The following is a 14,948-nucleotide window of genomic DNA, read 5'->3' on the forward strand; positions in this document are numbered from 1 at the left end:
CCTAAAGATGCCAATTTTCTCGTTTTAGAGTATTTGTTTTTTTGGGGGGTTGATGGGCATGGGGGATAACAACGATTCGTTCTTTTTCGGACCACTTGTAAAAAACTTTGAAAGGTATGATAAAACAATGACTTTAAGGTAATTAAATTTGAAGTTTTCAAGAAGATTTTCTTTAAATGTATTCCGTCCACTTATTTTCCAGCAATATTTACAGGTGTTCTGTAAACAAATTTTGTTAAATTCATTCCAAAAGTTAACGGAACTCTAATTCTGTTACTTAAAATAATGAGTGGCCCAAAAAATAGTAATCGTTGCCGTGCCCCGAATACGGAAAAATGATTACTATTTTTTGGGCCATCTACACAATATTTTCCTTTCGGGCCCTTTTTATTGCTTCTTCGCGGTTGTTGACGCTGAGCTTAGAGTAGAGAGTCGAGCAATAATTGCGGATCGTTCCCTCCGATAAAAATAATTTGGCGGCGATCGACTTATAACGCAGTCCACCTGACAGATGCTCCAGAATCTCCATTTCACGTTTCGTAAGCCCGTACGGGAAGTTTTCCTGACTTGAACCGATCTTCTCCAATTGCTCGCGTTGACTTTTCATCTCTTCGAAAATTCGCGTAGCGACCGATTGATCGATCCAGATTCCTCCGTTATAAATTAGTTTCAAGGCTTCCTTCATCTCTCGCGGATGAATCGACTTCAGCATGTAGCCCTCCGCCCCGTGCTCCAATGCAGTTGCTGCCTGCAAGGAATCCTCAAACGTTGTCATGAACACAACCTTCATATCAGGCCATCGTTGTTTCATCTCAAGTAAAGTTTCAATCCCGCTCATTCCCTGCATACTAATATCCATTAGCACGATATCCGGTTGGGACCGCTCACAATGTTCTAATGCTTCGCCACCGTCCCTGGCTGTACCAACTACGTTAAAATCAGTATGCTGATCCAAAATTTGCTTCAAACTGTCGGTAATGATCACCTGGTCGTTAACGAGCAGCAGGCGGATTGTATCATGTGCAGGCTCTGTCTGCAACGGAATATTACATATGACGAAAGTTCCTTGTTCTGGCTCGGAATGCACGGACACCGTGCCGTGAAATAGCTTAAGTCGTTCCTTCATCCCATTAAGTTCAAATCCAAATTGGATTTCTTCCATTCCGATGCCGTTATCTTCGATCTGTAACCTGAGATGCTGACTCTCGAAATACAACTGAACGGATATCAAGCTCGCCGAACCGTGCCGAACTGCGTTGTTCAGAGACTCTTGAAGGCAACGATATAGACAAAAGTTTATTTTTTGCATAACGAGAGTCTCGCTGCCAATCACATGGAATTTGACCATTATACCTGTTGACTTCATAAAATCTTCGGTAAATTGCCGTAGAGATGCACTTAACGAATGGTTCAATGGAGTATGAGAGAGCTGATGCAGATGTTTTCGGATATCAACCAGACTGTGTTGGGCGATTCCGACAAGCGAATCGATCCTCTCTATCTGTGAATTCGGTACGGACGATCGCAGCGATTCGACGCCGACGATGAGTGAGGTAAGCGTATGGCCAATCGTGTCATGCAGCTCATGTGACAGCCGGCTGCGCTCCTCCATCAGCGTAAGTTCCTCAATCCGCTCAATATGCTGCTCCAGCAATAGCTTTTGCTCATGAATAATTAGGGCTTGCTTATGGGACTGAATTAATATATTAAACGTGAAGCCGATGGCGAATCCAAAACCGTTGCTAACGATAAATTCATACGGGAGACGACCAGCGATCCAACCGTTCAATGCCGGCAATATGATTCCACAGAGGATACCTGTCCATACATAGGTTCTTCGATTGCTGGCCAAGCCGATATTCATCACAAGTAAAACGAAAGACCAAAGTAACTCCGGTGCTGTATAGGCTAAATAAAGATGAAAACCCCCCGCTGCCATGACGTCGACTGCAAGATACCAATCTGCATTTCTACACCAGGCGATTAATGGAACGAGATAAACGACGAAAGCAAAAGAAAATAAGACCCAAAAAGAAGCATCGATTAATGACGGTTTGATAAAACTAGCGCTTATGATAATGACCATCCAAAGCGTTCGTATGGCCACAAATATCCAATCATACCAGAACCGTTTTTTTATTATAGAGAACACGGATTATGCACACCTACTTGTATTTTTTAAAATAAATTCTGAATAAATCAAACCTATCATGCACCATAAACTTCTGATCCGTCAAGCGAAAAAGAGGGTAAACAGTTAGAATTTACTGTAACAAGCACGTCACATGAGATATTTGACAGTTTGTCATATGGTATATGTGACAAGTCCAATTCCGAGTGTCAACAAAAGTTTGGCGGTTTCATCACTATCCGATTTAACAATTTTGGGGATAAGGTGAGGATGTAAAGCAACACAACATTCCAAAATAATAGGAGCGATACGTTATGAAATTACTCAAGATTCAAAAAGGAGCTGTACTTGCATTAACAGCTATATCGGCGAGTACACTGGTATTTTCTGCTTATGGGTCTGTAAACCCGGTACAGATTGAAGGCGCGGTACAAGTGGAGACAGAGAAGGAAAAGAAAAGCAAGCATCGGGATGAAGTCAAACGCGTCATTGATGAGGTGGTAACCATCAAAGGAGTCCCAAGTGTCATAGCTGGCGGGTTACAGAACGGGAAACGCTGGTCTTACGCTACAGGTACAGCCAGTTATGAAGTACCACACACGGTGGAGTCCAATTTTTCATTCCGGATTGGAAGTATTTCAAAGACTTTCACAGCGTCCGTTGTATTACAGTTGGCTGACGAGAAAAAATTGAATCTGGATGATTCGATTGAAAAATGGCTGCCAGGTGTCATAAAAGGTGAAGGGTATGATGGCAACAAAATTACGATCCGTCAGTTATTGAATCATACAAGTGGGCTTGCTAGCTATACAGATTTGGATTTCCGAGATATTACTTTGCCTCAAAATCCATACCGTTACTATTCCGTCGATGAGCTTATCGACCTTGGACTTTCAAAGCCACCTGTATTTGCACCAGGGAAGGGCTGGAATTATTCCAATATGAATACTGTACTAGCCGGTCAAATTATTCAAAAGGTAACAGGAGAAACGTATGCGGAGCAGATCAGGAAACGGTTTATCATACCGCTTGGAATGAAAGGGACATTTGTGATGGGAAATAGTCACGAAATTCCGGGTAAGCATGCCACAGGATATAATATGGATAGATCGGGTCATTTGTATGATTTAACAGAAATGAATCAATCATGGGCAAATGCGGCGGGAGATATAGTCTCAACAGTTAATGATTTGACTACCTTCTTCAGTGCGTTGTTGGGCGGGAAGCTTCTGACTCAAGAGATGATGGACCAGATGCACACAACAGTAGATGGACCTTTTGGTAAAGTCGGACTAGGGATTTATGAATTTAAAACAGCGGACGGGCAATCTTACTGGGGGCATGCCGGAGGTACTTTCGGATATGAATCGAGAGCCGTCGGATCTCTAGACGGGAAGCATATTCTGGTAACGTGCATCAACTCGGTAGGTCCACAAGTAGCGCCAGCTCACGATAAAATAATCAATAAGGAATTTAGCCATTACGCAAGTCTAAACAGACAGTGAATTATATATGTTTGACCTGCTTGGAAAACGAAAACATACCGATCTATACATGGTTACGAGTGCCGGATCATATCTATCACTCCTCATGGGATTTATACACAAAAGGACCGTCAAGATGTTTTCCTAGCGGTTTTTCTTATGAGATGGATGTATATTGTATTCATAGAAGTTAACATAAAGTCCTATTATGGGTAGAAAGAAAAAGGTGGATCCCTACTTTCACAAGGGAACCTCCTTTTTTTGTTCTACGGATCTATGCATTTTTTTATACATTCCTATCCTGGCGCGGTTTTAGGGTTCTTGTTTGTTACTGGATTAGCCGAAAAACTGTATAAAACCTTGCATGCTCTTAGCATGGTTTTTTTCCGAAATGCTGGCGGTGGCCAAGCGCTAAATAATCTGCGAATCAGCACAATTTCTCCTAAATGGTAGGAGTTGTGAGATGCAATATTGCGTAGCACACCGCCCGGGGTTTCACCAGGCCATTCCTCCAATGTTTTGTTCAATTGAACAGTTTGGGCAATCGTGCATGCCTGTTCAATCCCCTAAAGAAAATACTGAATAATCTGTTTCCACTTGAATAGGTTTTGCTTTTCCATACTAATCACGTCCTTTTTTAGAGTACTAGTATCAGTATGTCCAAGTTTCAGAGATTAGTTACATAAGTCATATAGTTTTTGCACCAGAACCATAAAAGTAAGTCTATGACCTATTTTTACACGTATCTCGGCTGTTCCCTATAAGAGGCCAAGTAAATAGAAGACAAAAAAGCGACCAATTTCAATTAGTTGCTTTTTTGTCTGTATTGTTCCACCAATCCCTATTCTTCAATTCGATTGGATCAGTGTAAAATATTCCTATTTTATCATCAGTATGTTTTGTTTCAACCTTCAAACGATAAATGCTAGGAGTTACAATCTGTCCAAATATCAAAATCTTTATAATTGTTAACTGAAAAATTTGAATGATATCATTTTTTTATTATTAGCCTAATAGAGATGTGGTGGTATTCCTATTAAATGATTTTCACAGCAGAACTGGATTTGAAATACATTTACCTGAAAAATCAGATAAATAATGATAAATAGAAAGAACATTTAATTATAGATATAGTTTTTCAGTGAGTGAAATATAATTTGTGTTATCAAATATTTACATAGGAGGCAAATATATGAATTAAAATCCCCCCTTAAGTTTTATTAAAAAATAAAATAATAGTTATTATTCTAGTTGTTATAGAAAGGACGAAGAGAATGTCAATAGTTCAGCGTTATACAACGACTACAAATGGTGCGATGACGTTTACAGGTAATACGCTAGGATTTGGTTCGAATAATCCTAGCTATAATGACATTGGAGCATTCATTACGTTGGATCTTACCCAACAAGTCCCAAGTTATCCAATAGGTAGTACATTGAATTGGAAATTGAATGCTTCTCAAGCATTTCTGAAATTTCCTGTAGCTAGTGAAGTGCTGTATGCAGAGTTGATTTGGGGAGGTACCTCAAAATTTAATGCAGTGGATGTTACAGGAGATATTAACGTTCCCATTTCCTTAACTAACCCACAAGGTTCAATACAAACAATATCTCCTGATGCTACAACGGCCCAAGTAGTAGTGCATGAAAATCACACATTTTATATTCGTACAGCTGATGTTACTAAACTAATAAAGGCGAGTGGGGCAGGTTCTTATACTGTAAGTGGGGTACCAGCCACAATCCAACGGCCAAGTAAAAGTAATGCAGCAGGATGGACGCTTGCTGTTATATATAAAAATCCTTCTTTACCTTCACGAAATATGAACTTATATGTTGGTGTGGCATCTGTTGAAAGAGGGAATGTAGTGGATCAAAAAATTAAAGGTTTTGGGACACCTGAATCCAAACCGTTTCAGGCAAGAGCTTTATTGAATGCTATCGAAGGCGATAGTTTCATTTCTAAGGACCAATTTTTATTTGGTCCATCCCCAGGCCAATTACAAGCCATTTCTGGACCGAATAACTTAGTGGATAACTTTTTCGCTTCACAGATTAATGATGATGGTGGAAATTTAGATACTAGTGGGACAGCGGGAAATAGTAATGTAACCCCAGGGCAAAAACAGTCTACACAGCGCTATGGCTGGGATATTACGAATGTGGATATTTCAAACGCCATGGAAATCTCACAAACTGAAGCGATTGCTCGGTTCAAAACAGATATGGATGGATTCATCCTTTCTGGATTAGGGATTCAAATTGATGTGAATAGTCCGGAACTTAAGATAGACAAACAAGTGGATAAAGATATAGCAATAGTCGGAGACGAGTTAACTTACACAATTTTAGTAGAAAATAGTGGACTAGTAGAAGCACAGAATTCCATTTTTAAAGATATTCTTCCAGATGAGTTAGAATTTGTGCAGAACAGCTTAACTATCGATGGGCAAGCCAAACCCGGAGAAAATCCAGCTAAAGGAGTCAATATCGGATCTGTAAGCATAGAAGGACCAGTCGAGATCATATTTAAAGTGAAAGTGATTGCAGTCCCTACAGATGGAAAGGTGACTAATACGGGTGAGCTGGATTACGAGTTCCAAAGTGCAGCGGGTTTACCTCTCACATCAGGATCTAGTAGCTCAAATGAAGTAAATACTATCATTAAGCATGTACAAGTCGATCTCGTGAAAAGTGAAGATCGTTCGGTTTACGATAAAAGGGGAGGTATTATCACCTACACGCTCGATATTACCAATAATGGAGATACTTCAGTAAATGCACTTTCTATTAAAGATGTCATACCTACAGGAACGGTACTCGTTCCAGGGAGTTTAAAAGTAAATGGTGCACCGGTGCTTGATGATTTAACAACAGGAATTCCTCTTGGTACATTAATTCCTGACCAAACAGCTGTGATTACATTTCAAGTAGCGTTACAAAGTCCGTTGCCAGTGAAAGTAGATAACCAAGCAGAGGCAATTTATCAATTTCAGCTGAAACCAGGTAGCAATGTGCGTGAGGAAATAGTAACAAGTAACCTAATTACGGCGTGGTTGGAGACCGATTGTCAAAAAGCACAAAATCAGATTTTTGAATCAGTAGCACAACAAGAGCTCGGTTTGATGAAAATCCTTCAAGCAGAAAGTGTAAAGGTACAAGAAGCGGTAAAGGCATTTGAAGAAGGAAGAATCTCTGCCCAAGAACTTGCTAGGATTAATCAGAGTGTCGAAAAAGTAGTCCAAAAAGCTACACAGTTGGAGAAATTATTAAAAGATAAATTAGAAATTGCTAAGCAGATTTGTTGTTAGTAGATTAATGAGAAAGAAGCACAAGAATTTATAGCTTTATTTAGATTGAAAAGGGGGAAGAATATGCCATTTATTCATCGTTTCACCCAAACAACCAATGGTGCGATTACATTCACAGGAAATACATTAGGTTATGCAGATGGAAGTACAGATATCGGGGCTTTTTTGACAACAGATAGTTCTAAACAAGTGTCAGGCTATCCAGCTGGAAGTACAATGAACTGGCAAGAAAATTCCTCTTTGGCTATGCTGAGAATCCCTGCAGACAGTGAAATATTGTATGCCGAGTTGATCTGGGGTGGATCGACTAAAGATCAATATACTGATGTTCGTTCAGCTATCAATACTTCGATTACTTTTACCACCCCAGCTGCTACTGTATCCATCGCACCAGATGCCTTCACTGCACGAGAAGAGTCCGTCTTTGGCGGTCAAGTTTTCTATGTTCGCTCTGCGAATGTAACTGAATTTGTACAAAAAGGTGGAGCTGGAACTTATATAGTAGGTGGTATTCCCGGAACGGTAAGAGATTGTACTTTTTTTCTAGCTTCTACCAATACAGTGGGATGGACGTTGGCTGTCGCTTATAAACATCCATTACTTAAAATTCGAAATATGAATATTTATGTTGGGTCTCAAGTGATTTCTATGTCTAATCCTCCAGTGGATGAGTTGATTTATAATTTTAAAACCCCAGAAGGTGGGGATATCCAGGGACGTGTCATGCTTACGGCACTGGAAGGAAACTCTAATCTTCCTGGCGATCGCTTTGAATTTGGTCCCAATCGTTCGTCGCTTTCGGTGATATCTGGGCCGAATAATCCTGGAAATAATTTTTTTGCGTCGCAGATTAACGATGATCTAGGAAATTTAGATACTAGTGGAACTGCTGGAACGCTCAATAAGCCTCTTGGATCAGACGGATTTGGCGTACGATCGGGTTGGGATATCACGAATGTAGATATTTCTCACACGTTGCATCATAGTCAAACCGAGGCAATCGCCCGTATTGCGACGGCGCAAGATACCTATTTGGTGAGTGGATATGGAGTACAGATTGACGCCAATAGCCCAATCGTAAAAATGAATAAGTCGGGGGATAAAAAACAAGCTGTAGTAGGTGAAATAGTAACTTACACTTTGGAAGTAAAAAATGATGGCTATGTAGATGCGACTAATGTGATTTTTCAGGACTACTTAGATCCAGAACTTGAATATTTACCAGATAGTTTACGAATCAGAGGTGCGGCATGGCCAGGACAAGATATTGCTAAGGGTGTGAACATTGGTACTTTGGATGTAGGAGAAACAGTCCTCATCACGTATCAAGCGAAAATCATGAAAGAGCCTGATGATAAAGTGGTGCATAATCAAGCATCGATGATCTTTGATTTTCAGAGTAGACCAGATTTACCTATTTCGACAGCGACGAGTATTAGTAACAAACCTGGGATTGAAGTGATTGAGCCACCTACCTGTGAAGAAGGGAAAAATCAGATTATCCAAACGATTGCTGAGGCGGAACAAAGCATTGCTAGGATTATGCGGGCAGAAGCAGAAAAAATTGAAGTAGCTGCTCGTGCGTTTGGAGATAAGAAAATAGGAGTCCAAGATCTCATCGCTGTCAATGAAAGTGTGGAGGATATGTTAGACAGCCTAATCGTACTAGAATCAGTGCTTAAAGATAAACTCGCTGTTACCCAAGAAATTTGTGATTTTTGCTCATAACATCCATATATAATTTGATTCGATGATGGAAAGGGTGATGAAATATGTCTCAAAGTCGGGGGTATGTAAATATGAAAACTGAGGCGAATAGATTAATGGAGGATAGTCTGAAGATGGAAATAAATAAAAAAGTAAACAAAAATGAGGCAAAAGTAAAAGATATTTTGACTTATACCGTTCTTGTAACAAATATGGATCCGGTTGACGCACAAAACACTCTTTTGAAAGATATCCTTCCAAAAGAGTTGAAGTTTGTTCCAGGTAGTGTTTTTGTGGATGGTGTGCCTCAACCTAGTGTGAATGTAAATAATGGGATTAAGCTAGGAATGGTAGGAACAGGAGAACTGATTGAAGTGACATTTCAAGCGAAAGTAATCAATATTCCTCCAGATGAGCTAGTGAAAAATAAAGCCACCTTAAATTATGAATTTGAAAGTGCTTCTGGATCGCCTATCAAAAAAGGAGAAGCAGCCAGTAATATAACAGAGACAAAAGTGATTGTGCGTCCTCCTACTAACTGTGAGAACAATCAAAGTACCATTGAATTTTCAATTAAACAGGAAGAGAAGGCCATTCAGGAGTTACTGGATGCAGAAGCAGAAAAAATAAAGACGGCAAATCAAGCCTTTAATAGTGGCAGGATTACAAAAAATGAACAGAATTTGATTATTCAGAGTGAAAATAGTGTTTCTCAAACATTATCTACATTGAAACAAGAACTACAGAACAAGAGAAATACGATTCAGGATTTATGTAGTGGTTGTAAGTAGAGAAGAAGAGGATGTCTTACTTTTCCTCAGATGCTTTTGAAAAATAGGGAATCTGATTCATCACTAATAAGGTATGAATTACAGAAAAGAAAGGGAGAGGCACATGTCTAATTTTCCGAAAGTGAGTATAGAAAAGGAAGTAGACAAAATTGATGCGGTGGTAGGAGATATTCTAACATATACGTTTACCATTTCCAATGATAGTCTAATTGATGTTACTAATTGTCATTTTAAGGATTTTCTATCAGAAGAGGTGCAGTTTGTCCCGAATAGTGTGGAAATTGACGGTGAATCAAAACCTGGTGAAGATCCAACGAAAACGATTGTACTTGATAGACTATCCATTGAAGGGCCTATCATCATTACATTTAAAGTTGAAGTGATTAAACCCCATCCTAGTGGAGTGATTAGGAATAAAGCTTACATGGGCTCTCAGTATTCAGGTGGTTATGTAGATGCGGTCAGTAACGAAGTACAAACCAATGTGCCAGCAGGACGAACAACCTGTGAATGGTCACGTGACTTAATCATTCATTCCATCGCACAAGAGGAAAAAGGCCTAGCCACGATTCTTTACATGGAAGGCGAAAAGATTCAAGCAGCAATTAATTCATTCCGAGGTGGCCGGATTAAAGTGACGGATTTGCTAGCAATTAACAAGAGTGCAAAGGAAGCAGTTCAGCAAATTGCTAATCTGGAAAAAGAGTTGAAGAAAAAGTTAGATCAAGTTAAAGACCTATGTTGTGGTTGTAAGTAGGGATAGGAATAGATAAATAGAGAAAGGGTGAGAATCATGGCGTTTATTCAGCGATATTCAACCACGACTAACGGGGCGGTTACTTTTACTGGCAACACACTGGGTCTAAGTAATATAAATATCAGTTATACAGATATTGGTGCATTTATCACATTAGATTTGTCTAAGCAGGTACCAGGATATCCTGCAGGTACCACACTAGATTGGAAAGAAAATGCTTCTGCTGCACAGCTTCGCTTACCAACGGGAAGCATAGTATTATATGCAGAGCTAATTTGGGGTGGATCAACAAAAACGAGTACCGGGGATGTGACGAGTGAAATAGATCGGGCCATAACGTTAATCTCACCAAAAGGGAGCACCCTCATTACGCCAGATCCGACTACGAGTCAGCAAGTAGCTCAGGCGAACCAAATATTTTATGTTCGCTCTGCCAATGTTACTAGTTTTATAGATGCAGGTGGGGCTGGTAATTATACTGTCAGTGGTGTACCAGCGACAGTACAAAGATATAAAGGGAACAACGTGGGGGGATGGACTTTATCTGTGGTTTATAAAGATCCTACACTGCCTCTTCGAAATATGAACATTCATGTCGGAACTGCATCGATTGAGAAAACGGGATCAGTAAGCCAGAAAATTTCTGGCTTCTCTACGCCTGAACTTGGTGATGTCAAAGCAAGATTGTTGCTAACCGCAATGGAAGGAGATTCAAAGATTCCAGGAGATCAGTTACTTTTTGGAAAAGATGCCTCTTCTTTAAAGCCCATTTCAGGTCCCAATAATCCGATTGACAACTTCTTTGCTTCACAAATTAATGATGATGCAGGGAATCTAGATACGAGTGGTACCTATGGGAATGTAAATGTCATACCAGGAAGTGCCGGACCAGCAGTTCGTTATAATTGGGATATTACCAATGTGGACGCTTCTACAGCTATGGAGAATTCACAAACGGAGGCATTAGTTCAACTGACTTCGAAATCAGATGGTTATATAGTGACAGGTCTGGGTGTCCAAATTGATGTGAATAGTCCAGAAATCAAAATTAATAAAGAAGTAGATAAAGAAGCAGCTATCGTGGGTGAAATCCTTACTTACACTCTATTAATTGAAAACAGTGGAATGACCGAAGCACAAAAAACTATTTTAAAAGACACTCTTCCACCAGAATTAAAGTTTGTTGAAGACAGCTTACAGATCGATGGCGTTCCTATACCTGGTGGAGATCCGACAAAAGGAGTAGACATTGGTTCCATATCTATCGAAGGCCCGACGGAAGTTACCTTTCAAACCTTAGTATTAAAAGTGCCACCAGACAATAGAGCGGTGAATAAAGCTACTGTCGTGTATGATTTCCAAAGTGCCCCAGGCTTACCGGTCTCTTCAGGTACAGCAGATAGTAATGAAGCCATTACGGTCATTCGAAAAGTAGAGGTAGAGGTAGTGAAACGGCAAGACATGTCAGTTTATGTCAAGGCAGGTAACATTATAACCTATACCATTGAAGTTGCTAATACAGGTGATACACAACTGACCGATGTCGTAATTGAGGATCAAATTCCAAATGGAACGAAGTTGGTTCCAGGCAGTTTGCAGATAGATGGGCGCCCTCTCTCAGGCAATATAGAAAGTGGCGTGAATATTGGTACGGTAGAGCCCGGGACGACGACAAGAGTCACCTTCCAAGTGTTGATTGATAACCCAGTGCCTAAGAAAGTGACAAACAAAGCAAAAGTTGATTATAAATATAAGCTTATTCCTGATGGACAAATTTATCGTAAAGTAGAAATGACGAATGAAGTGACAGCTATTCACGAAAGCAATTGTAAAGAAGCACAGAAGAAAATCGTGACAGGTATTGGAGAAGCTGAGTTAGCGGCTGCAGGAGTAATCGTAGCAGAAAAATTAAAAATACAAGATGCAATTCGGGCCTTCAACGAAGGGAAGCAGAGTGCAGAAGAATTACTCAATGAGAATGAACAGTTGACCCACAAACTAACAAAAACAATTTTAGACGAAAAATTGCAACAAGATACATTGCAAAAAGCAAAAATACTTTGTTGCGATGGTATTGAAGGGATTGACTACAGTGGTGTCTATATCATCAAAAATAAAGGAAGTCAAAAAGTATTAGATATATCTAGCGCCTCAAAGGATAATGGTGTAAACGTCCAACAATGGGATTATAACGGCGGAGATCATCAAAAATGGGAACTAGAGAAGATGGCAGATGGGTATTATAAAATCAAAGCAGTTCATAGTGGAAAATTGCTTACTGTGTCCGGAGCTTCAAACAGTGATGGTGCGAATGTAGAACAATGGGAAGACATTGGTGGAGATCATCAAAAATGGAAAATCGAAAAAAATTCGGATGGAACGCTTAAATTGATAGCTAAGCATAGCGGCCAATTACTTGATCTGAAGAGTAGTATACAAAACAATGGTGCTAATATTCAACAATGGCCAGACAATGGTACAGATGCTCAATGTTGGGAATTGACAAAATTAAAATAATACTTTTTATAAAATAAAGTATGTGTTTCGATATAGTAGCACAAAGTAGAAGTATTTGCTTTTAATAAAAACGGTAGAATAAACTTTAAAAAGAAAAGACATGAGTCATTGAGAAGTATAGACTCATGTCTTTTTTGTGTTATGGTGTAAAAAAATATTTAATAGAAGCAATTGAAAATACATTTGATGAGGTAATCTTTTTAAAAGACGGAAATATTGTATTACATGAAAACGTAGAGGAAATTCGTTTTCATCAAGGTAAAGCAGTACATGAGTTGTTTAGGGAGGTTTTTGAGTAATGAATTCACTTTTATAGAGGTATCGTGGATTCTTTAGATGTATGAAAATAAAAACTGTTCGAAAATGTATTAATAATGGAATGTAAAGCCAATCATCCCTAAAGTGATTCCAAAAGAAAAACTTAAGACTATTCAAATTCCAACCCTCTTATTGATGGGCGTAATGATTGGTACCATGATACCTCAAACCGGATTATATATCATTGTAATACTATTAATGATATTGTTTACAACCACTTGGGTTACCATGAATCGACAAATTCACAGTCAACCTATAGAGTAGAATCTGCTCCCTTATTTTTGGGTGTGAGGTAAAGCATGGAGAGCAGAGTATTTCCTAAAAAAGTGCTCCTAGATAAATCTAGGGGCACTTTTTTGGATGTAGTTACTGGTTTTATTGGATGGTGAACACCAGCAGTTAGATAATAACTTATGAATGTGAACTACTCACCACTTAGCAAAGTTTGAAGAGGGAGCTTCTTAGTTCCACGACGAAAGTAACCTTTCGTCTCCCTGAGCTTTACTTCGAGGTGTTCCACCCCTAGATGTCCAACGCTTGAGGAAGGAGAATTCTTTCGGGGAATTCGTTAAAACATACTCCAGCCTTCTTGTGCGGAAAGTAGTTCTAGCATTTTAAAACCAGCTATACTATTTCCGTTAGCATCTAAAGCGGGTCCAAAAATACCAATTCCCATTTCTCCTTTTACGCATCCGAATATCCCACCGGCAACCCCACTCTTGGCGGGTATTCCGACGCGAATTGCAAATTCACCAGATTCGTTGTACATGCCGCATGTGACCATAAATGTTTTACAAATTTTTGTTATATGTTCCGGAACGATTTGTTTTTTTCTATATGGATCATATCCATCCATTGCAAAAATCAAACCAATCCGTGCTAAATCAATGCAGTTTACCTCAATTGCACATTGACGTGTGTATAAGTCCATTAACGCCTCTACATCGCCATTGATAATGTCATTTTGTTTCATATAGTAGCAAAGAGAACGATTTAAGTAAGCTGTTTCTAATTCAGAGCCGGCTACTTTTGAAGAGTAATTAATTGTAGGATTGACCGTAATATCACGCACAAAGGAAAGAATCCGTTCCATCTTCTCGTCATTACTATCCCCTGTTAATATACTTGTAATCGCTAGTGCTCCTGCGTTAATCATTGGATTGAGTGGTTTAGAAGGGTTAGCTGTTTCTAGTTTAATAATAGAATTAAATGGGTCACCAGTTGGCTCCATTCCAACTTTAGAAAATACATACTCTTCGCCACGCTCTAAAAGTGCAAGTGCAAGCGTAATTACTTTTGAAATACTTTGAAGGGTCAAAAGCGTTTGGGAGTTCCCGGCATGGATATAATCTGTTTCTTTATGATAAATTGCAATCCCTAAATCATCTGGATTTGCATTTCTTAGTTCTGGGATATAAGTAGCCAGTTTACCTTTTTTTGTATATGATTGTACTTGGTCTAGTAACTGTTCTAGGTTATTTGTTTGAATACAGTGCATAACTAATACGTCCTTTTCCTTTTTATCTTTTTCCGCCAGAAGACTTCCTCCTCAATTTGTGTGAAGGTGTGATAGCACTAGCAGATAGGTGGCAGATGAATGTCGGATGGCGTAAGTCAAAATGTTTGCTAGCATATACTTGTACAGATTGCTCTTTGAAAACTGAAGAAATGAGGTTGGTTGCAGAAAAATCGTTGCAATCGTAAAATCTTCAACGTTCCATCGTCCCACGCTTGCTGAAGTTGCGAAAACCAAGCTAAAGTAGGAAGCGTGATGAGTCAACGTACAAGACACTTCAGTTCTTACCGTAGGAACTACGGGCAGAGCCTGCTAAGATAACTGGTGGATACATCGGTGTTCGCAGGAATCCCCCACTTCAAACATCTCGTAAGAGTGTTAAGTGGGGGGAGTTCAAAGAAGCTAACATAATGTTA

General features: G+C 39.4%; 8 protein-coding genes and 2 pseudogenes. 7 read left to right on the forward strand and 3 right to left on the reverse strand.

Annotated elements, in window-relative coordinates; genetic code table 11:
* Positions 1-358: 358 nt before the first annotated feature.
* Entirely contained in the window at positions 359-2,152 is a 1,794-nt protein-coding gene (locus tag MKY90_RS12615) for a hybrid sensor histidine kinase/response regulator transcription factor (RefSeq protein ID WP_341091474.1), read from the reverse strand.
* 293 nt (positions 2,153-2,445) lie between these two features.
* Here MKY90_RS12615 and MKY90_RS12620 point away from each other — a divergent pair, with 293 nt between their 5' ends.
* Complete coding sequence (locus tag MKY90_RS12620) at positions 2,446-3,636, forward strand: serine hydrolase domain-containing protein (RefSeq protein WP_078178614.1); 1,191 nt, start codon at positions 2,446-2,448, stop codon at positions 3,634-3,636.
* A gap of 275 nt (positions 3,637-3,911) precedes the next feature.
* Here MKY90_RS12620 and MKY90_RS12625 read toward each other — a convergent pair.
* Positions 3,912-4,214 (reverse strand): annotated as a pseudogene (locus tag MKY90_RS12625) (hypothetical protein); the annotation flags it as partial.
* 675 nt (positions 4,215-4,889) lie between these two features.
* Between MKY90_RS12625 and MKY90_RS12630 the strand changes: the two are divergent.
* The 6 genes and pseudogenes from MKY90_RS12630 to MKY90_RS12655 form a co-directional block, all read left to right on the forward strand.
* The gene (locus MKY90_RS12630; protein ID WP_078178615.1) at positions 4,890-6,926 is read left to right on the forward strand and encodes a DUF11 domain-containing protein; all 2,037 of its coding nucleotides are present in this window, start codon (positions 4,890-4,892) and stop codon (positions 6,924-6,926) included.
* 63 nt (positions 6,927-6,989) lie between these two features.
* Positions 6,990-8,654, forward strand: a complete 1,665-nt coding sequence (locus tag MKY90_RS12635) for a DUF11 domain-containing protein (RefSeq protein ID WP_016126990.1) — start codon at positions 6,990-6,992, stop codon at positions 8,652-8,654.
* Between the two features lie 44 nt (positions 8,655-8,698).
* Positions 8,699-9,424: a DUF11 domain-containing protein gene (locus MKY90_RS12640; RefSeq protein WP_016126991.1), complete on the forward strand. Its 726-nt coding sequence runs from the start codon at positions 8,699-8,701 to the stop codon at positions 9,422-9,424.
* Positions 9,425-9,527: 103 nt separating this feature from the next.
* Entirely contained in the window at positions 9,528-10,181 is a 654-nt protein-coding gene (locus tag MKY90_RS12645; protein WP_016126992.1) for a DUF11 domain-containing protein, read from the forward strand.
* Between the two features lie 36 nt (positions 10,182-10,217).
* Positions 10,218-12,698: an RICIN domain-containing protein gene (locus MKY90_RS12650; protein WP_215599648.1), complete on the forward strand. Its 2,481-nt coding sequence runs from the start codon at positions 10,218-10,220 to the stop codon at positions 12,696-12,698.
* Between the two features lie 158 nt (positions 12,699-12,856).
* Positions 12,857-12,997, forward strand: a pseudogene (locus tag MKY90_RS12655) (ABC transporter ATP-binding protein); the annotation flags it as partial.
* 587 nt (positions 12,998-13,584) lie between these two features.
* Here the strand turns inward: MKY90_RS12655 and glsA are convergent.
* The gene (gene glsA / locus MKY90_RS12660) at positions 13,585-14,514 is read right to left on the reverse strand and encodes a glutaminase A (protein WP_078214540.1); all 930 of its coding nucleotides are present in this window, start codon (positions 14,512-14,514) and stop codon (positions 13,585-13,587) included.
* Positions 14,515-14,948 lie beyond the last annotated feature (434 nt).

This window comes from Bacillus sp. FSL P2-0099 (assembly GCF_038007445.1).
Lineage (GTDB): Bacteria > Bacillota > Bacilli > Bacillales > Bacillaceae_G > Bacillus_A > Bacillus_A mycoides.

Bases quoted from the DNA above. Each gene is read 5' to 3' on its own strand.
- MKY90_RS12620 (WP_078178614.1), top strand. From the start codon at position 2,446: ATGAAATTACTCAAGATTCAAAAAGGAGCTGTACTTGCATTAACAGCT.
- MKY90_RS12630 (WP_078178615.1), top strand. From the start codon at position 4,890: ATGTCAATAGTTCAGCGTTATACAACGACTACAAATGGTGCGATGACG.
- MKY90_RS12635 (WP_016126990.1), top strand. From the start codon at position 6,990: ATGCCATTTATTCATCGTTTCACCCAAACAACCAATGGTGCGATTACA.
- MKY90_RS12640 (WP_016126991.1), top strand. From the start codon at position 8,699: ATGTCTCAAAGTCGGGGGTATGTAAATATGAAAACTGAGGCGAATAGA.
- MKY90_RS12645 (WP_016126992.1), top strand. From the start codon at position 9,528: ATGTCTAATTTTCCGAAAGTGAGTATAGAAAAGGAAGTAGACAAAATT.
- MKY90_RS12650 (WP_215599648.1), top strand. From the start codon at position 10,218: ATGGCGTTTATTCAGCGATATTCAACCACGACTAACGGGGCGGTTACT.
- glsA (WP_078214540.1), bottom strand. From the start codon at position 14,514: ATGCACTGTATTCAAACAAATAACCTAGAACAGTTACTAGACCAAGTA.